This is a genomic window from Maribellus sediminis (genome assembly GCF_011799805.1).
Lineage (GTDB): Bacteria > Bacteroidota > Bacteroidia > Bacteroidales > Prolixibacteraceae > Draconibacterium > Draconibacterium sediminis_A.
Map to the genome: position 1 here is coordinate 1 of NZ_WXUB01000003.1, position 23,683 is coordinate 23,683.

Sequence of the window (23,683 nt, forward strand, 5' to 3'; positions counted from 1 at the left end):
TTGCCGGTGGCATCCAAATAAACCGTAATGTCTTTCGTTTGAACGACCGGTTTCACGGTGTCGATCACGGTAACTGTCGCCGGTGCGGCCTGTACGTTTCCGTTTACATCAGTGACTGTTAGTACAACCGGCACGGCTCCAACATCACTGCAGTCAAAGTCAGTGATATCTGTTTCATAAGTTTGGATTCCGCAGGCATCACTTGAACCGTCATCGATCGAATCGGCTGCGATACTCATGTTGCCGGTGGCATCCAGGTAAAGTGTGATGTCTTTGGTTTGAACTACCGGTTTTACCGTGTCAATTACTGTGACAGTAGCAGGAGCAGTTTGTATGTTTCCATTCACATCAGTGACAGTCAGTATTACCGGAACATCGCCAACATCGCTGCAATCAAAGTCTGTGATATCGGTTTCATAAGTCAGGATTCCACAGGCATCATTTGAACCGTCATCGATCGAATCTGCTGCAATGCTCATGTTCCCACTGGCATCCAGGTAAACTGTGATGTCTTTGGTGATTACTAACGGTTTCACTGTGTCGATCACGGTAACTGTCGCCGGTGCGGTCTGTACGTTTCCGTTTACATCAGTGACTGTTAGTACAACCGGCACGGCTCCAACATCGCTACAGTCGAAGTCAGTGATGTCGGTTGCATAAGTTTGGATTCCGCAGGCATCACTTGAACCGTCATCAATCGAATCGGCTGCGATACTCATATTGCCGGTGGCATCCAAATAAACCGTAATGTCTTTCGTTTGAACGACCGGTTTCACGGTGTCGATCACAGTAACTGTCGCCGGTGCGGTCTGTACGTTTCCGTTTACATCAGTGACTGTTAGTACAACTGGCACGGCTCCAACATTACTGCAGTCGAAGTCCGTAATATCGGTTTCATAAGTTTGGATTCCGCAGGCATCACTTGAACCGTCATCAATCGAATCGGCTGCGATACTCATGTTGCCGCTGGCATCCAGGTAAACTGTGATGTCTTTGGTTACCACGACCGGTTTTATTGTATCATTTACTGTCACTGTTGCCAATGCTGTATCCATGGATCCAAGTGTACTTTCCACTACCAAACTCACAATATTGGCTCCAATATTTTCACAAGCAAAAGCGCTCATATCCAAACTCTTATTGGCAATCCCAACCACTGAATTAGAACCATTGTCTACATCGTCGGGAGATATGACTACATTTCCGCTGCCATCAAGATACACCGTAATGTCTTGTGCGATTGCTGTTGGTACCGGATCAAATACGGTAACTTGCACCGGAACGATTGTCGAATTTCCGTGTTCATCGGTTCCGGTCAGATCAACCGTCACCGGGCTGGCAAGAGCATCATTGACATCAAATACACTTTGACTCAACGAATAAGTAACCGGCGTACAATTATCAGAACCGTTTACCAAAACATCTTCCGGAGCAATGCTGACTGTTCCACTTGCTGTTAAAGTTACGGTTATATCCTGTCCAATAATGTCCGGAGGAAGATTGTCTTCAACCGTAATGATTGCATTGGCTGTGGATGAATTTCCGCTGGCATCGGTGACGGTTAAAACAGCCAGATGTTCGTTTGTTAAAAGCGGTGCGCCGGGTGAAACCCAGGCAGACGGATTAACTAATGTTCCATTATTACCGTTCGATGTTTTATCTACCGTGGTTAAACCAATACCTTCGTCGAAGCTCCAATATCCCTGAAGGCCAGGTTCTGATCCAACTAATTTCTTATTGTATTGATCGTGGATTTTTGTTTCCGACAAAACTGTATTCCATACTCTTACTTCATCAATTCTTCCAATAAAAGGTTGTCCTCCAAGTTGACGATCCCCAATTCTAAAATCATTTTGTATTGGATGATAATCTCCAATTGGTCCGAATGTTCCATACGAGAATGCCCAATTGCCATTTATATACAACTTAGCATCAAGACCGTTGTAAACAAAAGTTATGTGAGACCACTGATTCAGTGGTATCGTTTTAGTGGAGTTTACCCATGCCCATCCAGGGTTCGAATTAGCAATTGCCCATCGAAATGTTCCGTCAGGATATATGGCCAGTTCATACTCTCCCTCTCTGCTTACAATGATTCCTCCATTTGGATGATATGCGGTTGGATAAACCCACGCTTCAACACTAAGCGCCGAAGAAACTTTCAAAACAGGAGAACTTCCAAACTGGACATATTCACCATTTCCCGGGAATGATACTGCGGACGCTGAATTCTGAATTAGGTTTACATCCGAACAATCAAAACTGCTTTTACTTAAACTCAAACTCTCAATCTCGCAGTTATCTGTCGAGCCATTATTGACCTGCTCAGGAGTAATCGTTGCCTGACCATTTGCATCCAGTTCAACGGTTAAGTTTTGTGCTATTGCAACAGGTGAGGTATTGTCTTCAACAGTTATAGTAGATGTGCAGGTTGAAGAATTCCCTTTGACATCAGTGGCAGTCCAGACAACTTCGGTTTCACCAAGAGGATAAGTGCCCGACGCATCGCTTGTTCCGGTAACGTTGTTTGTTAAGCTAAATGGTTTGATAAGAGAACCGGATGTTATCCAATCCGTATTCACATCCATATTTGTCAAGACACCACTATTCCCATTTGAAGAATGATCTGCCAAGGTATTACTACCAGTTCCATCATCGAAATTAAAATATGCTTCAAGACCTGGTTCTAATCCTGATAAGATTTTATCATATGACGCTGCAATTTCTGTCTCAGATAAATTTCTGCTCCAAATTCTTATATCACTAATCTGTCCTGTAAATGGTTCATCTTGTCCATCAGTACTCGCGGGATATCCGATCCTTAAGGATTGACCTCCGTTTCCAGGGACAACAGTTAATTGAGAACTTCCAATAATTAACCCATTTTGATAAAGAACAACTGTTTTTGAACTTTCGTCAAAGCTTGCGGCAACATGTGTCCATGTATTTGAGGAACTAACTATTTGGGCAGCATATCCTGAGATAGCACTTCCATTCTGAACATATAAGTAAAGAGTATATTCTCCGTTTCTCCAATTATGTCTTAATCCAAACGAATAGTTAGTATTTGAATCAAACACAGCCCCTTTGCTAACAATTGCTCTATAACCTTCACTTGGAATATATATTGGATTTACCCACGCTTCCAGAGTGAAATCACTCAGAAAAGGAAAGTTCTGGATTTCCACGTAATCGTTGTTCCCGTCGAAATCAAGGGCACCTGAAATTGCCTCACAATTATCCGAAACAACAGGTGTCGGAACAGCAACTTCAGCTTCACAATTCTCATTGCCTGTGCTTACCGTTACATCTGCACAAGTTATATCGGGAGGTGTTATATCGTCGATGATCACATTCTGCGTTTGCGTAGTCGTATTTCCATTGCCATCGTCGTAAGTCCAGATAATCGTTGTTGATGCCGCAATAGGTAAAACTGCATCTGTAGTTCCTATAACTTGCTCACCACAGTTGTTGGAAGCAATAGGAGGAATTAGAGAGCTAACCTCGCAGTCAGCGTTAATATCAGGAAGTGATGCTACATCAGGTTGGATATTTGATGGAAAACAATTGCTAACGATCAAGGTCGACTGTGGATTAATACCAATTCCGCCTTCGAAATCGATTTTCTTTACAAACAAGTTATTTGCAGGATTGTAAGTAAATAAAACACCCTGATTATATTGCCCGCCATCACGGGTAACGCCAATAAAAGTGCCATCTGGAGTTAAAGTCAAGTTTCTTATGGGATGAGAACCATTTCCTCCATAAAAGTCTATTCTTTTGGAAATTCCGTTACCAACCGGATCATAAATAAAAATTGTTCCCATGTTGGCGGATCCTCCTTCAAAAGTCATCCCATACAAACTTCTACCATCTACCCATTCAACTAATCCACCGAATGGTCTTCTTCCGAGATTGTTTGGATCAAAATCTCTTTTTTTTGAAAATCCACTGGATGGATCAAATTCAAAAACTACACCTGATCCGTAAACCCCGCCATCTACAGTAAGCCCATAAAACTTGCCATTTGCAGCCTTTACCAAGTTGTAATATGGATGTGCGCCATTACTTCCATTAAAACTTGTTAAGGTATTTATCTGTCCATTATTAGAATCAAAACGAAATAATGAACCCGGTCCAACAACTGACTGAGTCGTTGTACCCAAAAAAATACCGTTATTCCATTCAACCAGCGTTCCACCAGGATTAATACTTTGGTTTCCTGAGCCAAAATCTGCTCTTTTGGTTACAGTGTTCGTTGCAGGATCTACCTCTATTAATGCTCCTTGTCCAACTGCCCCTCCCCGATGTGTTGTACAATATAGCAACCCATTGGAGGCCTCAACTAAATAGCCGATAGGTTGGCTCCCAGCAGTACCATCAAAATCAAAAATCTTAGTAAATTGATTACTTGATGGTTCAAACATAAAGATGGTACCATTGTCGTGCAATCCCCCATAATTAGCAAGCCCATAGATTTTACCGTTTGAGGCTTGTGTAATTCCAAGGACAAACCTTCCATCTGTCGAAGGATTAAATGAATGCATTACCTGCATGTTATCCCCATTTATATCCGTTTTAAACAGAGTTCCACCGCCATAGTCACCTCCTCCTGCAGCTGTTCCCCATATTTCCTGAGCCAGAAGTTGATTTGTGGAGACAAATAATATCAAAATGAAAATTCCGGATGAGAGTAAAAATTTTTTCATAACACGAGGATTTGAGATTAAACCTTATTTTTTATCCCCTTCAAGTTACTCCCTCAGTTCGTACAAGTAAATACTGAATTAGGGGTATTTTGAACCATTCTAAATTGCATTTGTTTACCATTCAGAAACTTGCTAGTGAAATCCAGACCTAATGCGAAAGCAGCACATCGAAAATATTCTGAATGTTTGGGAAAAGCATAACTCCATTTTGAAGCCCAGCAAGGCAAAAATGGCCATGGAAATTGTCGATCAGATCGCTTCTACCTTTTCGGCAGGTTCATTTTATTATTACATCCTGAATTTCGCCACACTTAAAATGGAATATGTTGATGAAAGCATCAGAGATGTTCTGGGAATTGAACCTCATGAATTCCAATTGGATAAACTCTTTGACTACATGCATCCCGAAGATCTGCAAATACTTCATAAAAAAGAACAGGAAGCATTAAACTTTCTTTTGAAAACAATACCTACAGATGAAATACCTTTATATAAAGTGGTGTACCTTATGCGCTTCAGACATCCAAAAGGCATATATAAAACAGTACTTCATCAGGCACAGGCAATTAATGTTTCTGAAGACGGGAAAGTACAGCAGGTTATTGGAGTGCATACCGACATCAGTTACTTACCCATCCCGTTCGACCACAAAGTATCGTTTATCAGCAATGAGCGTCCCTGCTATTATTCTATTGTCCCCGACATCCCGTTGCAGTTGCTCGACGAAAGTATTAGCCATTTGTTTACATCGAAAGAAACGCTGGTTTTGAAGCAGTTGGCCGAGGGAAAGGATTACAAACAAATTGCCGACGCCCTTGGAATCTCGCCTCACACAGTTAACACCCACAAAAGAAATATTCTGGAAAAGTCACATTCGAAAACGGTTACCGAATTAATTGCCAAATGCATTAGAGCAGGACTAATTTGACATGAAAAAAATGAAACACCCTGCATCAAATAATAAGCTTCCCGAAAAAGGAGAAAATATATTTCGGTCGATCAATCAGCATCCGCAAATTGCCAGATTGATTGATTCACTTGCCCATCCGTTTGCTGCCGGTACATTTTTTTATTTCCTTCATCGTACTTCACAGCCCGGATTTCATTTTGTCAGCGACTCGCTAAAAACTGTTTTGGGTTATGAAAAGGAAGATTTTACACCTGAATTTCTTTTTGATATTCTGCATCCCGAGGATCAGGAGAAGATAAGAGAAAAAGAATCGATGGCGCTTTGGTTCTTTGGGCAGCAAACATCGGTTGAAATAACAACTTCGTATAAAGCGGCCTTCTTAATCCGCCTGAGACACGCAAATGGGAATTATCGCACAATTTTGCACCAGGCACGCCCCATTAGTGTTTCGGAAAAAGGAGACGTACTTGAAACCATTTCAGTGCATACCGACCTCAGCTTTTTGAATCCTTCTGTCGATCATAAGTTGTCTTTTTTGAGCAAGAATAAGCCTTCGTACCTGGCTAACGATACCGAAAAGAAGTCACTTTTATCAACCAATTGCTGCTTCAAACAGATCACGCCGCGAGAACTTGACATAATTACTTGTGCGGGATTAGGAATGAATATCGACGAAACTGCCGATAAACTTTTCCTTTCGCCACATACGGTGAAAACCCATAAAAAGAAAATTTTACGCAAGTCGGGTTGCAGCAATTTCACCGAACTGGTTGCACGTTGTCTTAAAGAAGGTATAATTTAACATGGACTTTTCTTTTAAAAGGCCTCATCGCAGATTTTTACCAAAAGTTTTGTGAATTCTACCGGCTTTTCGATAGTCGGAACATGCCCGCAATTCTCCATTTCAATAAATTCAATGGGATTTAAAGCTTCTTTCACAAGTTTTTTCAAATAATCAGGATTGACGATTGTATCTTCTTTTCCGACAATAATATACTTTGAACATTGCAACTTGCTAAATATTTCTACCTGGTCCTGAAACACATTTGGCGCACTCAGCCAATCAAGAAGTTTGGTCCGTGCTTTTGTGTCTGTACTGTAAAAATCTTCTTTTAGCAATGGGATTACCGCTTTATTTTGGACGGCTTCTGAAGTTGCGTCATCTATCTCTTTTTCGGTGGGTCGAACTTTAAGAAATGCTTCCGTATGCGGATTAGGTAGAAAAGCTTCTTTAAAATTAACCGGTTTTTTTAGCGGCGACGAACCTATCAGAACGATACCCTTAAGCGAACGAATCATTGGAGCCAACTCTACAGCATATAATCCACCAAGAGAGTTTCCCATCAATATTACGTCTCCCTCAATATGATTGATTTTCTCTAAAAGAAAGTTCTTATTCGAATTCCAGGAATATTCCTCTTTTCTTGGAGAGTTTCCATGTCCCGGTAGATCAATTGCCTTTAACTGTATTGGCAGTTGCCAGGTTTGAATTATGGGTTCAAATACTCTTGAGGAACTTGCATTTCCGTGAATGAAGATGACAGTTTTCATTAGTCCTGGATTTTTTGCTTGAAGAATTACATTAAACAACACGTTTTGTTTTGTGAAAGTTCAAATTGAAACTTCATGCAAATAATAACTTTCCCTCATTACTGCGTTTTACCATAAATACATAATTTCTGTTTTTGAAGAAAACACCGGTCTGGCTGATTTTACGATTTGTGTGGATGAGGATATGACACGGACAAGATAAAAAAAGCAGGAACTTGGTTCCTGCTTATATTTTAATTTATATTGTGTGTGCGGAGAATATCTTCTCCTTTTTCAAGATCATTTTAAACGACTGCAAGTTAACTGAGGAAATTGGAATAGTAAATACCTAATATTAGGTATTTTATGTATCTTGCATTCTCTCAACAGAAAATAATTTTCAAGAAGGATGGATGAGGATAGTGTGGCAAGAATAAAAGCGGCGTGGATACCGAACAAGATTGAAAAGCCCGTTAAAACTGAACTTTACCTCAACATCATCGAGCAGGTGGCCAACCTGTTCTCGGCAGGAAGTTTCTACTATTACATCATTAATTTCGATACGCTTCAGATGGAGCATGTCGATAAACGAATTGAATCAGTCCTTGGGGTTGACGCACAGAACTGGAGCCTCGATAAATTATTCGAACTGGTGCACCCGGAAGACCTGAAACACATGCACCAAAAAGAAGCTGCAGCCGTTGATTTTATCCTGAACCGCATCCCCACCGAAGATATTCTAAAGTATAAAGTGGTCTATGTCATTCGTTTGCGACATACCGATGGTAACTACCGAACCATTCTTCAGCAATCGAAAACACTAAGTGTATCGGAAGATGGAAAGGTGCAGCATGTACTTGGTATTCACACCGATGTGAGTTACCTAAATATGCCGATTGACAATAAGATTTCATTTATTGGTGATGGCCGCCCTTCGTTTTATGCGATTCCTACAGAAGAGGAATTTATTACAGAACACTATGATTTCAGTACACTTTTTACTCCGCGCGAGAAGGAGATTCTATGCAACATTGCAAAAGGAAAAACTTTTGGGGAAATCGCCGGTATTCTAAACCTCTCGCCACATACAATAAATACACACAAAAAGAACATTCTTAAAAAGACGGATTGCAGAAATACAACTGAACTGATCGCCCGTTGTGTGAGGGATGGAATCATTTAATTGATTATTAAACAGATTAACTTTAATTTTTCTTGCGCCGTACTTCATGCGGCGATTAATGGATTTGGCTCATGAAACTTGATTTTTCAGAAATTTTGTAGTCTAAAAAGTACAAAATTTCTGAAAAATCATTGACAAGCTACTTCCCCATCAAACCGCACTAAAGTACGGTGCAATACATAAAATAAATTACATGGAAATCACTTGTAGAAATTCATTTCTTCCAGGTATTCCCATGATTTTGCCGGCAGAAAATGCCGGACATCTTTACCGGCCTTGATGGCATTTCGAATGAATGAGGCTGAAATTTCCATAAGCGGAGCCTGTTCAGCCAGTGTTATGTTCTTATGTACCTGCACTTTTTTACGATCGAAACCGGGCCGTGGATAAACGATCACCCCATAATTCTCAAGGATGGTTTCATAGTTTTTCCATTTATGAAAATTTTCAAGATTGTCTGATCCCATCAGAATTACAAAGTCATAATTCGGGTGCTGATCTTTTAAATAAGCCAGGGTATCCACCGTGTAACTTGGTTTTGGCAGGTTGAATTCAATGTTGGAAGCCCGCATTCGGTCGTCACCATCAACAGCACGATGCACCATTTCGAGGCGTTGGTAGTCGTCGAGCAGGTTATTTTTGCTTTTGTGCGGATTATGCGGCGACACCACAAACCAAAGCTGGTCGATGGCAGTGAATTCAACCATGTAATTGGCAATGGCCAAATGCCCGATGTGGATCGGATTATAGGTTCCAAAATAAAGACCAATCTTCATTTTCAGATTGGTTTTTGGTGCCAGTATGTCCGTTACCAGGTTGTTCATTTTATTGAAGTCCCAATATTGAATGGTCAATAATCAATATTCAAAATTAGTGCATTATTTGGGAGTTGGAAATTGAATATTGGATATTACTTATTCAGAAAATCAGAAATAATTTTTTCTGCCTCTACGAAAGCTCTTTCCAGATCATCGTTTACGATCACCACATCAAATTTCGGGGCAAAACTTAATTCGTGTTCTGCCTTGGCAATGCGCATCGCAATTTTTTCTTCAGTCTCCGTAGAACGTCCGGTTAAGCGGTTGCGTAATTCTTCAACCGATGGTGGCTGTACAAAAACAGCCAGTGCCTCGTCGCCGTAATATTTTTTAATGTTGAGTCCGCCAACCACATCCACATCAAAAATTACATTTTTCCCTTTATTTCTGATCCTTTCCACTTCACTTTTCAGTGTTCCGTACCTCGTTCCTTTGTACACTTCTTCCCATTCCAGGAACTCTTCGTTATCCACTTTTTTCGCAAACTCTTCAGCCGTCAAAAAATAATAATCCTTTCCATGAGTTTCGGTGTGACGTGGCTGTCTGCTGGTTGCCGAGATGGAGAATTCCAAATCGAAACCTTTCGCGAGTAAATGTCTTACAATAGTGGTTTTACCTGCACCCGACGGTGCTGAAAATATAATGAGCTTTCCTTTCATTATTAAGCTTTGAGCCTCGAGCCATGAGCTACGAGCTATAAGAATTTTATAAAACGTTCAACAATTGTTCTTTGACGCGTTCGAGGTGGTCTTTCATTTGTACGACCAGGCGCTGGATGTTGCTTTCGTTGGCTTTCGATCCGATGGTATTGATCTCCCGACCGATCTCCTGTGAAATAAAGCCCAGCTTTTTACCCGATGATACCGGCAGATCGGCGGTTTCGTAAAAATATTCGCAATGATTTTCCAACCGGACTTTTTCCTCGTTGATGTCCAGTTTTTCGAGATAAAAGATCAGTTCCTGTTCAAAACGGTTCTCATCCACATTCTGTTTCAGTGTTTCCAGGTTGTCGGTCAAACGACTTTTCAGGTTCTCAATCCGCTGTGCTTCAAAAGGCTCAACCTGCTTTAACAAATCGTGTATGCTTTTTACATTTCCAAGAATGTCGGCTTCAAGGGCTTTTCCTTCCGTAACTCTGAAATCATCGATCTCTTCAAGTGCCAGTATTATATTGCTGTAAATGGTTTCCCACTCTCGCTCGTCGAGTGTTTCGTATTGTGTTTTTACTACATCGGGCAAGCGCATAACTGCCTGCAGCGTGGTATGGTCGACCGGCAAATTAAGATCGGTGCTGATTTTGCTCAAATCGTTGTAATAAGCTTTCAGAATAGGCTCGTTGATCTTTGAATTCGATTCCTCTCCAAGATTCTCCATGTAGATATTCAGATCCACCTTGCCGCGGATCAACTTTTCAGAAAGTGCTTTTCTGATTTCAATATCTTTTTCACGATAAAGTGCCGGGGTACGTGTATTAATATCGATCTGTTTGCTGTTCAACGATTTAATTTCGATGGTAATCTTTTTGTTGTTTACCTCAAATTCGGCCTTTCCGAAGCCGGTCATCGATTTTATCATATTAAAATTTTTTATTCAAATTTAGTATAAAGAATGGAATAACAACCGGATGCTGGTTACTCGATTATGGATGCTGGATACTTGATGATTCTTGATTCTTGAAGCTGAATATTCACCAATCTCATTCAATCTCCCTCAATCTCGTTTTCAATCTATCATCCTTCAGCCCTTCAATCCTTCAATCCATACTTAACTTATCACTCCCGAACCAATCAACTCCTCGCCAAGGTACCAGGCGGCAAACTGCCCCGAGGTTATTCCGCGTTGCTCGTTTTCGAACAGAAACCAGGCACCGTCATCCCGCAAATGAATCGTGCCTTTCTCCAGCGGCTGACGATAACGGATGCGGATTTCGAAATCACGTTTCTCTCCCACTTTCATTATCATATCGGTTCTCAGCCAATGCATATTCTCGCTGGCTACAAACAAGCCTTTCCGGTGCAATCCGGGGTGATCCTGACCTTCTCCTACGTAAACGATGTTCCGTTTCACATCGGTACCGATCACAAAAAGCGGTTCTTTTCTTCCGCCAATATTTAATCCTTTTCGTTGCCCGATGGTGTAAAAATGGGCGCCTTCGTGTTCTCCTATCACTTCTCCATTCCAGGGTTTATATGGAAAAGCAAAGCACAATTTCCGGTAATTATCTTCAGTTACTTCAACCTGCTTTTTCTTCGCCATAAACTCAGCAGGAATTTCGATCACATTACCGGTTTTGGGTTCCAGCTGTTGCTGAAGAAATGTCGGAAGATCGACTTTTCCAACAAAACAGATCCCCTGCGAATCTTTACGTTCGGCGGTCGGCAGGTTTTGTTCCTTGGCAATTTTGCGTACTTCGGGTTTTAGCAGGTGACCAATCGGGAACATCGATTTCGAAAGCTGATCCTGGTTCAGCTGGCACAAAAAATAGCTTTGATCTTTATTCGGATCCAAGCCGGCCAAAAGCTGATGAATAACTTCTCCATTTACTTCCACCTCACTTTTCCGGCAGTAGTGCCCCGTTGCCACAAAATCGGCATCCAGTTTCAGGGCTTCCTCCATAAAGGTATCGAACTTGATTTCGCGGTTGCAAAGCACATCGGGATTTGGCGTACGCCCGGCCTGGTACTCTGCAAACATGTAATCGATTACACGCTGTTTATAATCTTTGCTGAGGTCGACAATATGAAACGGAATATCCAGTTTTTTGGCTACCATTTTGGCAATCAGCGAATCTTCTTCCCAGGTACACGAGCTGGTAAGCACACCTTCACGTTCATGATAATTGATCATAAACAATGCGATTACTTCATGCCCCTGTTCCTTCAGCAAATAAGCTGCAACGCTTGAATCAACTCCGCCTGATAATCCTACTACTACTCTTGCCATGGCGCAAAAGTAGAAAGATAAAAGCCAATTGTCAAAAACCACCCTGAAAAATGATGCATTTGTTAAGGCACACATTTGCTTCAAATTCAAAGTTTTATTAAAAGTTGAAACCTTTGTGACACTTCCGTGATACTTTCCCCGGACCTTTGAATCAGTTTATTCACTAAAAATTATACCGTTATGAAATCACTTCGAATCTTATTAAGCTTAACACTTGTAGCTTTACTTTTTACCCAATGTGAAAAAGATGAAATAACAGAGCCTGAACTGAAAAGAGGTCCGCTTCCGGATGTCGTTCCGGCTAAAATGTACACCGTAACTGTTGAAAACGTTTCAACTGCGTACAAGTATTTCGAGGCCGGCGCAGTTGCCATTCCTGAAGGCGAAAGCGAAGCCGGACCTGCATTCCCGGGACATTCCTTTAAATTTTCGTTCCACGCCGGACCAAGTCACATGCTTTCGTTTGCCACCATGTACGGCCTGTCGAACGACGGTTTTTACGCCCCTGCCGGCGATGGCATTGCACTTTTTGACAACGGCACTCCCGTTACCGGAGATATCACATCTGAAATAATGTTGTGGGATGCCGGTACTCAGATGAACCAGATGCCCGGCCCGGGAAATCCACACAACGGAGCTGATACCGATGATCCGGTACAGTTAATGTCGGATGTTGGCGACGGATACGATTACGGCATGGTGGATACCAACCTGAAAGTAATGCTCGACTACGATGGCGATCACATGTTTACTATAACGATTGATGTGCTCGACGGAGCCACAACTGCCATTTCTCCGGTTGCATGGGTGGTACACACGATGCCAAATCCAATTTTCGAGGCCGGTACACAGGATTGGGATAAGGGATTGGAAGATCTTGCTGAAACAGGAAATCCTGGTCGGCTGACGCATTACCTCGCATGGAACAGTGGTTATGTTTCGCCGGTTGCACCTGTACTTTGGGCAGTTCACGAGAAAGACGAAATGCCGATTTTTACCAACCATACTGCTGATCGCGGTGAAGGACTGGAATTACTGGCAGAAACCGGAAATCCCGGTGATCTGGCAAGCAGCTTGATCGGCATGGGATATAATGCCGGAGCATATGCCATTCCTGACGGAGGTGTTGATCCTGGTCCGCTTTTCCCAGGAGATAAATACACTTTCACCATTGATGCGAAGCCCGGACAATATTTAAGTATTGCCAGCATGTTGGGCAACTCAAACGATATTTTCTTTGCCTTTGGCGACAGCGGAATCAAGCTTGCTTTTGGAAATGATGTGGAAGATATTACCGGCAAAGTTATGCTGTTTGATGCAGGCACCGAGGTGAACGAATATCCGGGCACAAAATCGATGGATACCGATGAAGGTGGTGATGTTCGCCCGCTAAATGACGGATATACATATCCGGCAGTTGATCAGATTATAAAAGTTACAATCCACAAAAATAAGAATTAGGGACGTGTTCAGGAAAAGGCTTTCGAGGAAGAAATCCGCCGGTGTTTGCCGGTGGATTTTTTTATTTATTCCACTTTTTGCAAATCATTTGTACCGAAACAGGCCATTTCTTTACCGGGAAATCCAACATCGAAAACAGTCTGGATTTCGTCCTTGTTAATGATGTTTATGGTGAATTGTGCCCGTCCTCCCGGCACAAAATTTTCAATACGCTCGGTTTCAAAAATCAACTTCGTCGGTGTCGAAATGGAATCGTTCAGTACATATTCATTAAAAAATCCCTCGTTATGATACTGACGAAAAACAATCACATTACGGCCTTTATCAAAACTGATTATCCCAAGGTCATCATGAATCTCTCCTTCGGAATTTTGTTCGGTGGGATCAAATTCAGAATGATGCTTTACCTCGATATACTGTTTATTCATCAGCCACGCGTAGCTGGCAGTTATCTTTGATTTCGAGTTACCAAAACCGGTTCCTGCTCCTTCCCAAACACCAATTATATTTTCAAATCTTTCGAGTGGATTCTGGGCCTGAACTGTAGTGACCACAATTACCAGGGCTACAAATAACACTAATTGTTTCAACATAAAATTCGAATTTGTTAGGATCGCAATACGCACAGTCGAACTATTTTTTCTTTTTGTTCTGGTAGTTCTGCCGGTGTTTGGGTTGACCTCCGCCACCCTGCTTTTTGTATTTATGAAACTTGCCTTTCCGGTTTTTCATACCTTTTGAAGAAACTCTCCATTCCGGTCCGCTTCCCAAGTGTTCCGGAATCGGGATCTTAAATACTTCGCGCTCGATCAATTGCTCAATCTGGTGAAATTTGTACATGTCGTCTTCGTTCACCAACGTTAAAGCCACACCGGTTGAATCAGCACGCGCTGTTCTTCCAACACGATGCACATAGTCTTCGGCATCATTCGGTACATCGAAATTGATGACCAGGTTAATGTCTTTAATGTCGATACCCCGGCTCATTACATCGGTTGCCACCAAAATCCGAATTCTTTTCGACCGGAAACCGTTTAATACACTTTCCCGCTCCGACTGTTCAAGATCGGAAGAAATCGCTTCAGCGTCGAACTTTTGTCGCTTCAGTCTTCTGGCCAGTTCGGTGGTAGCCCGCTTTGTAGAACAGAAAATAAGCACACTACTGTATTCCGGGTTTTCAGAAATCAGGTGAGCAACAAGATCATTTTTCTGTGAATCGTAAATCAGGTAAGCAGCCTGTAATACACCTTCTGCCGGTTTCGAGATAGAAATATTGATTTCTTTGGGCTCATACAGAATTTGCGAAGCCAGTTTCCTGATCTTTGGTGCCATTGTTGCACTGAACATCAGGGTTTGACGGTCCTTCGGCAAAAAGGAAATGATCTTAACAATATCGTCGTAAAAACCAATATCCAGCATGCGGTCAGCTTCGTCGAGTATCAAAAACTGGATGGTATCGAATTTTACATATCCCAGATTAAGGTGAGAAATGAGTTTCCCGGGTGTTGCAATAATAATATCGGCTCCTTTTGTGAGTGCCTTTTTTTGCTGGCCCCACTCATCACCATCGCCACCACCGTAAAGCGCAATAGAATGAATACCCATGGTATAACCAATTCCCTGAACCTGCTGGTCGATCTGAACAGCGAGTTCGCGGGTTGGGACAATAATCAGTGTTGAGGTTTCGCCTCCGGGTAGATCAGCAATTAAATCGAGTATGGGCAGTAAAAATGCCGCCGTCTTTCCGGTACCGGTCTGGGCACAGGCAATTAAATCATTGCCTTCCAGAATTATAGGTATTGCTTGTTCCTGAATGGGAGTCGCATCTTTAAATCCCATATATTCTATAGCGTCCAGCAGGTCGTCGTGTATTCCGAGTTCAGAAAATTTCATAAAAATTAATATTGAGCCACCGCAAAGTTAAGCAAATATGTGGCACTAAAGCCGTTCAGGCAATCAAGAGTTAACTAAACTATCGACAATCAAAAAAATCATCATAAAAAGGTAGAGGAAATTGAGCTTGTAGAATGAAGCCCGAACCTTAAATTCCTTTTGTGCAAATACTGAGATGGTGATGGAAGATAGCAGGTAAAATATATAGAACAGCAGTACAAACATGATCAGCTGGTTACCGATAACAAAAAAGATAACCAGAAATGCAGAAGCGATGGTTGTCAATACCCAGGCGTAGGTTACACGTTTTATTTGGGTATCATCAAAAAGTTGGTTAAGGCTCGGCATTTTTGCTTCCTTGTACTGTTCGCCAAACATAAGCAACAGCAACCAGAAATGCGGAATCTGACCGATAAAGAAGAATGAGGCAACCAGTAAAATAATCTCAGCTGTTGGACTACCACCGGCACCGGCCCACCCAATAATTGGTGGCAAAGCACCTACCATGGATCCGGGAATTACGGCAAATGCCGTAAGTTTTTTTAGCGGCGTGTAAACGGCATTGTAAAAAAACAAGGTTGCCCAACTCAGAATAAGTGCCATCACCGGATTGGATACCAGCAGTATTCCTGAACCCAAAACCGCCAGAATTATTGCCAGCATTAAGGCATTGTTTGCACTGATCCTACCCGACGGGATCGGCCGGCTTTTCGTGCGGATCATTTGTGCATCGGTTTTTCGCTCCTGCCAGTGGTTAATTACACTCGAACTACACGACATAAGAAATACACCAAAGCCGAGCAACCACCCCTGAGCATCCATGTGGCGGGTAAACAATACGTAACCGGTTACTGCCGATAAAGCAATGGGCAGCGAAATTCGAACCTTCGCGAGTTCGTATACTATTTTGAGTTGTGCTTTCAAATTGTCTTTTTAATCTTTATGATCGCTTAAGGTTTTCAGGTATTCGATGATGTTGTCAACATCGGCGTCGGTCAACTGTCCTTCGTAAGTCACCATTAAACCTTTGGCAAATCCGTCAACGATATCAGCATTCGGGTCGAAGATCGATTTGCGAATGTAATCTTCATCTACAGTAACCTGGCGTTTTTCGCCTCCTGTTGTTACGGTTTGCGTTTCACCCCAAATTCCTTTGAAACTTGGCCCTACCAGTTTGGTTCCGTCGATGGTATGACAGGCAAAACAACCAATGTTCTGCATGATCTTTCTTCCGGTTGCCGTTGGCGACGCCGCTGCAGCAATCGACGAAGAAACACTGGTGGTATCGGTTTTCCAGGCCTGAAAATCTGCCGGATCCATAACCTCAACAAATGTGTACATATACGAGTGCTGCAATCCGCAATACTCGGCACAAAACAGTTCGAATGTTCCTTCTTTCTGCGGTTCGAACCACATAAAGTTGTCTTTCTTTCCGGGAACCATATCCTGCTTTACCCGGAAAGCAGGAATGTATAGACTGTGCAAAACATCGAGGGCAACCAGATTCAATTTTACCGCCTGGTCTTTTGGCAGAAACAAAGTATCGCTTCTCCTGCCATTATCATATTCAAAACTAAAATTCCACATGCGGCCGTAAACCGTAACTTCCATTGCATCTTTTGGTGGGTTGTGCATCGGTTTCCAGCCTGCCCAACCGTAATAAAACATAAACATGGTAAGAATAAACGGAACAACTGTCCAGATGATCTCCAGCTTCACGCTTCCTTCAATCTGAGTAGGTTTCGGATGACGTTTCCGGTTGTATTTGTAAACAAAATACAGCATCACGGCGGTCAATCCGATCAGGAATATGAATGATATTCCAAGAATTACCATGAATGCTGTGTCAACACCCTGGACAAAATTAGAGGCTTTGGTTATTTCTGAGTTATACATAGCTAGGCTCTAAATAGGTAATCTAAAAAGGTAATGATGATCACAACTAAAAAGATGGCGAATACAAATCCGACCATGGCTTTTATATATCGCTTGTCGTATTTCAGGTGCATGAAATAAGTTAGGACGAGATAAGATTTAACTACAGCAAAAAGTAGGGCCGCTGCTACTGTGTATTCGGCCATTTCGATGCTGGTAATCCAAATCGATCCTAAAGTTAAGGCAATAAGCGCCACCAAGATTATCAAATACACGCGATACGGTACAATATGTGGTTTATCTCCTGACATAAGCTCGGTTTTTAATGAATTAAATAAAACAGTGGGAAAAGGAAGATCCAGATCAAGTCGACAAGGTGCCAGTAAAGACCACAGTTATCGAGCAAGGACGGACGGTCGATTTGAACTTTTCCGTTTATCAATCCTCTGATGGCAAATACCATGATGGCCATTCCAATAATAATGTGCAGCGCGTGCAAACCTGTCATTACGAAATAGAGGCCGAAGAACAGGATCTCTCCCTGGCTCATTTCGTTGAGCATGTGCTCTGAGCCCGGCCAGATTCCATGCGAGAATTTTACGCCCCACTCGAAATATTTATTGACAAGGAATGCTAACCCAATAAGGAATGTTATGCTTACCAGTGCGATTGCCAGTTTCCGATGTCCTTTCCGCAATGCCGTTGTCGACATGGCAATCGTCATACTACTTATCAAAAGAATGATGGTATTTATTGCACCTATCATCCGGTTTAATTCTTCGGCTGCCAGGTGAAAAGCATCGGGATTCATGTAGCGGTAAACTGCGTAAACCACAAACAAGGCCCCAAACAGCAGAAGTTCTGTAAAAATGAATAACCACATTCCAATCTTCGACGATTCCTCGTCGTACATATCGGGATGCTCTACATGATGCGCATGTTCCATAATCCGTTCAGTTAAGTTTATTTGTAATTGTAAGGTCCGTCGTTCTCGCCAATTACAGGCTCTTCATCAAAATTGAGTACCGGAGGCGGTGATGAAACAGTCCACTCCAGCGTTTTACTGTGCCATGGATTTTTTTCAGCCGGTTCACCTTTACGTGCCGACCTGATCAGGTTAACAACAATGATGACAAAACCGGTTGCCAATACCCACGAGCCAAAGGTGCTCAGAATATTTCCACCATGAAATTCTTCGAGGTAGTCGTAATAACGACGCGGCATTCCCATTATTCCGAGGTAGAACATCGGGGTATAAAGCGCCAGAAAACCGATGGTAAAAACCAGCCAGCCAATATTGGCCCACGATTTATCATACATTCTTCCGAATATTTTGGGGAACCAATAGTGCATGGCAGCAAAAAAGGCAAAGCCTGTTCCGCCAAACACAATATAATGAAAGTGGCCAACAACAAAGGCAGTATCGTGCACATGAACGTCGGTTGCCAGTGCGCCTAAAACGAGTCCACTTAATCCACCGACCATGAAAACAAAAATAAACGATATTGCCCAGTAAAAAGGTGTTTGTACATTGATTGCACCTTTATACAAGGTTGAAATCCAGTTAAATACTTTTATAGCACTTGGAATGGCCACAATAAATGTAAGCAGCGAGAAATAGTATTGTGCTGTTCCGCTCATTCCGGCAGTAAACATATGGTGGCCCCAAACGAGGTAACCCACAAAAGCAATTGCCATGGTTGATGCAATAATGGCTTTGTAACCAAAAATGTGTTTTTGCGCAAATGTTGGAATGATCTCAGAAATGGCACCCATGGCCGGCAAAATCATTATGTAAACGGCCGGATGTGAATAGATCCAGAACAGGTGCTGATACAGAATCGGGTCGCCACCCAGTGCCGGATCAAAAATTCCAACGCCAAATACACGTTCGAGTGCTACCAGAACCAGGGTGATTCCCACCACCGGAGTGGCCAGTAGCTGAATCCAGGCCGTACCGTAAAGTGTCCAAACAAAAAGCGGTAGTTTGGTCCATTTCAAGCCCGGGCAACGTAAGCGGTGAATGGTCACCAAAAAGTTCAAGCCTGTTAAAATAGATGAAAAACCAAGCACGAAAGCCCCAAAAACAGCGGGTAACAGATTGGTACCGGTTTTAAAACTGTAGGGTGCATAAAATGTCCAGCCGGTGTCAGGTGCACCAGGGCCAAAAAGCAAGGCAGCAAGTACCAGAAATACACCGGTAACATACAACCACCACGACAACAGATTCAATTTTGGGAAAGCTACATCTTTCGCGCCAATCATCAATGGAAGCATCAGGTTACCAAATACCGCCGGTAAACCCGGAACCACCACCATAAATATCATTATTACACCATGCACCGTAAAAGTGGCATTGTAGGTTTGTGCCTCCATAATGGTTTTACCCGGTGCCAGCAATTCAAATTTCATGGCCAGCCCCAGCAAAAGTCCGGTGGCAAACATGGTGGCAATAGAATACATGTAAAGCAACCCGATCCGTTTGTGATCGGTCGAAAAAATCCATCCGAGCAAACCCTTATATTTCCCTTGATAGGTCAGATAATTTGCTCCGTTAACAGCGCTACTCGTTTGCATAAAGTTTTGTTTAAATTGATTTTTTTCTTTTTGGTTTTAGTACCATGACCAGTAACAGAACTACGGCAAAGAACAAAATCAGCGTGCCACTGATTTTGGTTACATTCAGCACATAGCTTTGCCCTTCCGGGTCGTATGAATAACAAAATCGTAATACTCTGTTGATTGTTGGTCCCGATTCTCCTTTTGAAGCTTCAACAATTGCCATTTTCCATTCGAAAGGAAGAAAATACAAACCGTTCAGGTAACGGGTGATTTTTCCGTCGGGGCTCAAAACAATTAATGAAGCAGCATGCGTATAATCGTTACCAGTCTTAATATACTTAAATCCTGTGGCCTGGGTAGCTTTCGCAATACTGGCACTGTCCGACACAAAAAATCGCCAGCCTGTTTGTGCGGCTTCAATTTTGTCGGCGTTGTTCATCAGGTTCAGGTAATTCTTTTTCTTTCGAATACCCAAATCGATGGTTTCACCCGGATCGAAACTAATGGTCAGTACCTGGTAGTCCTTTCCGGGAACCACATCAGCTTTGTCCATCACACCGGCAACAGCTTCCATCAGCGGGCTGCAAATACCGGGACAACGGTAGTACACAAAATTCAAAACGGTTGGTTTGTCTAACAGATCTGCCAGCCAAACTTGTTCTCCCTGTTCATTGATCAGGCGAATACTGTCAGGGACGTATTCATCGAGGTGTTCAACAATACCTATTTCCACATCATCGTCGGTAGCAGCAGGATTGATAATGCTTTGAGCCGATCCTGAAACCATACTTCCAATAACGAGTAATAAGCTTAATGTTAAATTGTAGAAAAGTTGATTTCTCATTTTTTCTAATCGTTTCACGGGAATTGAGCAGACCAACTACATCTATCAACACAAGATATTAATGACTGCTGTTTTCCCGCCGGTTTAATTTTTATCAGTTTATTAAACCCAAAAAGCCCTTTAATGTTTATTGAAAAGCCCTGTTTCTTACATATTTACCCAAATATCGTTATTTCACCAAGCAATATTCAATCATATGTTCAATATTTGCCTTACATCAAATTTTTAAACTATTTGAAAACTAATGCTAAAATCGGCCTCATTCACTTATTTTATGCAACAGCGCGCCTTGCGATCGTTATTTAGAATATGTTTTACAACACATAGGATTAAAGATTATATTCAGTTGAAATCGGGGGCCAGAATACAGAAAAACCAAGTAAAACACACGAGTTTTTGAATTGTTCATGCAAGGAATAAAAAAAAATTATCCGGTTTTCGGCATTTCTATTCACTATCAATCAATTATTGCTTCAAAAAAAATTGCAAGGTCTCGATAACACCTAACTTACTCATTATTAGTTATTTTGGACTTTTTTGTCTTTTATTCTTGTTATTCCATAAATTAAGTTTGTTGCTTAGGGCTTATTTTATAATTTCGTAAAGAATAGAACTATTTCAGGCTTAATTTCCACGTACGAAAATTGTCAGTTTATGGAAAAGAAATCGCGCAGAAGCTTTGTAAAAGCTCTTGGAGCATCTATCGGTGCTGCAGGAGTTGTTGGAGGATCCACACTTTTAAATTCATGTACTCAGGTTGAAACAACAGACGGCAACACGATTACGCTGTTAACATCTAGCGGTGAGCTGGTTAAAGTTGACAAATCGCAACTGAAACCGGCCGACATGCCAAGCCTGGAGGAAAATCAAAAACGGGGACGAAAAGGGTTGCCGAACCGTAAGTTTGTAATGGTTATCGACCTGTCGAAATGCCGGAATGCACGAAAGTGTATGCAAGCCTGTCAGAACCACCACCAACTCCGTCCGGAACAGCACCACATTAACGTGCTACAAATGCAGGATGCCGAAAATACGGCACCTTACTACATGCCAAAACCTTGTCAGCATTGCGACAATCCGCCATGTACAAAGGTGTGTCCGGTTAATGCCACATTCAAGCGTGAAGACGGTATTGTGCTGATCGACAACGAGCGTTGCATTGGCTGCCGTTTCTGTATTGCAGCCTGCCCCTATTCAGCAAGGGTATTCAACTGGTTCGAACCGCGCGATGCCGATAAATACAAAGGCGTTACCTATAATATTGAGGCCAATGTTCCGCAGAAAAAAGGAACCATTTCAAAATGTTTGTTCAGTGCCGACCGTTTACGCGATGGAAAACTTCCGTCGTGTGTTTCAGCTTGCCCGAACGGTGTTTACTGGTTTGGCGACCAAAACGAAGATGCAGTTACAAATGGTACCACGCACGAAACAACCAAATTCAGTGATTTGATAAAAGATAATGCCGGTTATACGCTCATGGAAGAACTGGGAACAAAACCACGCGTATATTACCTGCCGCCCAAAGACAGGGCTTTCCCTTTCCAGGGTGAAATCGAAGAGCATCATTCTTAAAATCTGACTAATCTTTAAACGATGGAAAAAATAAAATCTCCGGAAGAATCCCGGAAACTATTGGATAAAATTACCTACGACCTCACACGATCGATCGTGAAGCGGGATGAGCTGACCAATTTCTGGTACTTCATCCTCATCATGTTTGCCGCAGTTGGATTGTGGGGATGGGGCATCCAAATCCGCGACGGACTGGGCGTTACAGGAATGCGCGACTACGTTTCGTGGGGAATGTACATTGCTAACTTTGTGTTTTTTGTTGCCATTAGTCTGATTGGATTTCTGATCTCGTCGGCGCTGCACCTGCTAAAAATACAATGGTCGAAACCCATTTCAAGGGTAGCCGAGCAAGTTGCCATTGCAGGAGTAGCTTTGGCCGGTATCATTATTATTAACGACATGGGACGTCCCGACCGTTTTCTGAATGTGTTTCTGCATGGTCGTTTTGCATCGCCAATTATCTGGGACGTTACCGTTGTAACCACCTACCTTACCATTTCAGTGTTGTTATTCTACATTCCGCTAATACCCGACCTGGCTTTGTTGCGCGACAAAGGAACAGACGATATTCCGAAGTGGAAAATGAAAATATACACCATTCTTGCATTAGGATGGAAAGGAAATGCCGAGCAGTATAAACTGGTTTATCATGCCATGCGCATTTTAATGCTGCTGATCATCCCTGTTGGGCTTTCCATCCACACCGTTACTTCGTGGCTGTTCGCTGCCACACTGCGTTCGGGATGGGATACTACCATTTTTGGCCCTTATTTCGTGGCCGGAGCCTTTGTTGCCGGTTCAGCAGCCGTTGTTATTGTAATGTATGCTTACCGAAACCGTTACGGGCTGAAAGAATATTTTGGCGAACTTCAGTTCGATTACATGGGTAAACTGCTTGTATTTGTGAGTTTGGTTTACCTCTATTTTAATATCAACGAATTCCTGGTTCCGGGTTATAAAATGAAAACTGCAGAAGGTATTCACCTGGCCAACCTGTTTACCGGAAGATATGCTTTGATGTTTTGGTCGACTCAGCTTTTAGGATTGATCTTCCCTATTTTGCTGATGCTGATGAAATTCTTCCGAAGACCTCTGCCGCTGACCATCATTTCAGGTTTCGTGTTGGTGGCCTCATGGTTCAAACGTTACATTATTGTAATTCCAACGCTGGAACACCCCTTTCTGCCAGTGCAGAATGTTCCTGAACACTTCAAACATTATTCACCTACGAGTATCGAAATCATGATCACCTTATTCTCGTTTATGGCTGCTTTACTGATCATTACAGTGCTGGCTAAAATGTTCCCGGTGATAACCATTTGGGAATACGCTGAAGAAAAAGGCATCCCAAGGGAAATCATTTCTGAACCTAAAAAGTAAGCA

At 42.3% G+C, this 23,683-nt stretch carries 20 protein-coding genes; 6 read left to right on the forward strand and 14 right to left on the reverse strand.

The features are described 5' to 3' along the window. Positions 1-4,709, reverse strand: a 4,709-nt coding sequence (locus HFD85_RS11855; protein ID WP_206081962.1) for a choice-of-anchor tandem repeat GloVer-containing protein, incomplete at its 3' end; no start/stop codon positions are given. A gap of 151 nt (positions 4,710-4,860) precedes the next feature. Between HFD85_RS11855 and HFD85_RS11860 the strand changes: the two genes are divergently transcribed. Beyond that, positions 4,861-5,637: a LuxR C-terminal-related transcriptional regulator gene (locus HFD85_RS11860; RefSeq protein WP_167609737.1), complete on the forward strand. Its 777-nt coding sequence runs from the start codon at positions 4,861-4,863 to the stop codon at positions 5,635-5,637. A gap of 10 nt (positions 5,638-5,647) precedes the next feature. Then, positions 5,648-6,421 (forward strand): PAS domain-containing protein, encoded by a 774-nt coding sequence (locus HFD85_RS11865; RefSeq protein WP_167609741.1) that lies wholly within the window; start codon positions 5,648-5,650, stop codon positions 6,419-6,421. Positions 6,422-6,435: 14 nt separating this feature from the next. On the opposite strand, the gene HFD85_RS11870 is transcribed toward HFD85_RS11865, so the two are convergent. Then, positions 6,436-7,209: an alpha/beta fold hydrolase gene (locus tag HFD85_RS11870; protein ID WP_167609744.1), complete on the reverse strand. Its 774-nt coding sequence runs from the start codon at positions 7,207-7,209 to the stop codon at positions 6,436-6,438. A gap of 349 nt (positions 7,210-7,558) precedes the next feature. On the opposite strand from HFD85_RS11870, the gene HFD85_RS11875 reads away from it, so the two are divergent. After that, positions 7,559-8,332, forward strand: coding sequence for a LuxR C-terminal-related transcriptional regulator (locus tag HFD85_RS11875; RefSeq protein ID WP_167609748.1), 774 nt, complete (start codon positions 7,559-7,561; stop codon positions 8,330-8,332). Between the two features lie 200 nt (positions 8,333-8,532). Here the strand turns inward: HFD85_RS11875 and nadD are convergent, their stop codons facing one another. The 4 genes from nadD to mnmA form a co-directional block, all read right to left on the reverse strand. Beyond that, complete coding sequence (nadD, locus tag HFD85_RS11880) at positions 8,533-9,186, reverse strand: nicotinate (nicotinamide) nucleotide adenylyltransferase (protein ID WP_240925044.1); 654 nt, start codon at positions 9,184-9,186, stop codon at positions 8,533-8,535. Positions 9,187-9,242: 56 nt separating this feature from the next. Next, entirely contained in the window at positions 9,243-9,809 is a 567-nt protein-coding gene (gmk, locus tag HFD85_RS11885; protein WP_167609751.1) for a guanylate kinase, read from the reverse strand. 46 nt (positions 9,810-9,855) lie between these two features. Next, positions 9,856-10,725 (reverse strand): YicC/YloC family endoribonuclease, encoded by an 870-nt coding sequence (locus HFD85_RS11890; protein WP_167609754.1) that lies wholly within the window; start codon positions 10,723-10,725, stop codon positions 9,856-9,858. A 189-nt stretch (positions 10,726-10,914) separates the two neighbouring features. Next, positions 10,915-12,093: a tRNA 2-thiouridine(34) synthase MnmA gene (gene mnmA / locus HFD85_RS11895; RefSeq protein ID WP_167609757.1), complete on the reverse strand. Its 1,179-nt coding sequence runs from the start codon at positions 12,091-12,093 to the stop codon at positions 10,915-10,917. Between the two features lie 180 nt (positions 12,094-12,273). Here mnmA and HFD85_RS11900 point away from each other — a divergent pair, with 180 nt between their 5' ends. After that, the gene (locus tag HFD85_RS11900; protein WP_167609760.1) at positions 12,274-13,554 is read left to right on the forward strand and encodes a spondin domain-containing protein; all 1,281 of its coding nucleotides are present in this window, start codon (positions 12,274-12,276) and stop codon (positions 13,552-13,554) included. A 65-nt stretch (positions 13,555-13,619) separates the two neighbouring features. On the opposite strand, the gene HFD85_RS11905 is transcribed toward HFD85_RS11900, so the two are convergent. The 8 genes from HFD85_RS11905 to HFD85_RS11940 all read right to left on the reverse strand — a co-directional run bounded on the left by HFD85_RS11905 (position 13,620) and on the right by HFD85_RS11940 (position 20,728). Further along, positions 13,620-14,147, reverse strand: coding sequence for a hypothetical protein (locus HFD85_RS11905; RefSeq protein WP_167609763.1), 528 nt, complete (start codon positions 14,145-14,147; stop codon positions 13,620-13,622). A 40-nt stretch (positions 14,148-14,187) separates the two neighbouring features. Next, positions 14,188-15,447 carry a DEAD/DEAH box helicase gene (locus tag HFD85_RS11910; RefSeq protein ID WP_167609766.1) on the reverse strand — a complete coding sequence of 420 codons (1,260 nt, stop codon included), beginning with the start codon at positions 15,445-15,447 and terminating at the stop codon, positions 14,188-14,190. A 63-nt stretch (positions 15,448-15,510) separates the two neighbouring features. Further along, positions 15,511-16,371, reverse strand: coding sequence for a protoheme IX farnesyltransferase (locus HFD85_RS11915; protein WP_167609769.1), 861 nt, complete (start codon positions 16,369-16,371; stop codon positions 15,511-15,513). Positions 16,372-16,380: 9 nt separating this feature from the next. Further along, a complete protein-coding gene (gene coxB / locus HFD85_RS11920) occupies positions 16,381-17,343 on the reverse strand; it encodes a cytochrome c oxidase subunit II (RefSeq protein WP_167609772.1) in 963 nt (320 codons plus the stop codon). A gap of 2 nt (positions 17,344-17,345) precedes the next feature. Continuing rightward, the gene (locus tag HFD85_RS11925; RefSeq protein WP_167609775.1) at positions 17,346-17,633 is read right to left on the reverse strand and encodes a cytochrome C oxidase subunit IV family protein; all 288 of its coding nucleotides are present in this window, start codon (positions 17,631-17,633) and stop codon (positions 17,346-17,348) included. Positions 17,634-17,644: 11 nt separating this feature from the next. Beyond that, entirely contained in the window at positions 17,645-18,268 is a 624-nt protein-coding gene (locus HFD85_RS11930; RefSeq protein WP_167609778.1) for a cytochrome c oxidase subunit 3 family protein, read from the reverse strand. A gap of 17 nt (positions 18,269-18,285) precedes the next feature. Then, positions 18,286-19,899, reverse strand: a complete 1,614-nt coding sequence (locus tag HFD85_RS11935) for a cytochrome c oxidase subunit I (protein WP_167609781.1) — start codon at positions 19,897-19,899, stop codon at positions 18,286-18,288. 10 nt (positions 19,900-19,909) lie between these two features. Next, positions 19,910-20,728, reverse strand: a complete 819-nt coding sequence (locus HFD85_RS11940) for an SCO family protein (RefSeq protein WP_167609784.1) — start codon at positions 20,726-20,728, stop codon at positions 19,910-19,912. Positions 20,729-21,382: 654 nt separating this feature from the next. On the opposite strand from HFD85_RS11940, the gene HFD85_RS21845 reads away from it, so the two are divergent. Both HFD85_RS21845 and nrfD read left to right on the forward strand, forming a co-directional pair. Then, entirely contained in the window at positions 21,383-22,300 is a 918-nt protein-coding gene (locus HFD85_RS21845; RefSeq protein WP_167609787.1) for a 4Fe-4S dicluster domain-containing protein, read from the forward strand. Positions 22,301-22,321: 21 nt separating this feature from the next. After that, on the forward strand, positions 22,322-23,680 hold the full coding sequence (gene nrfD / locus HFD85_RS11950) for an NrfD/PsrC family molybdoenzyme membrane anchor subunit (RefSeq protein ID WP_167609790.1): 1,359 nt from the start codon (positions 22,322-22,324) through the stop codon (positions 23,678-23,680). Positions 23,681-23,683 lie beyond the last annotated feature (3 nt).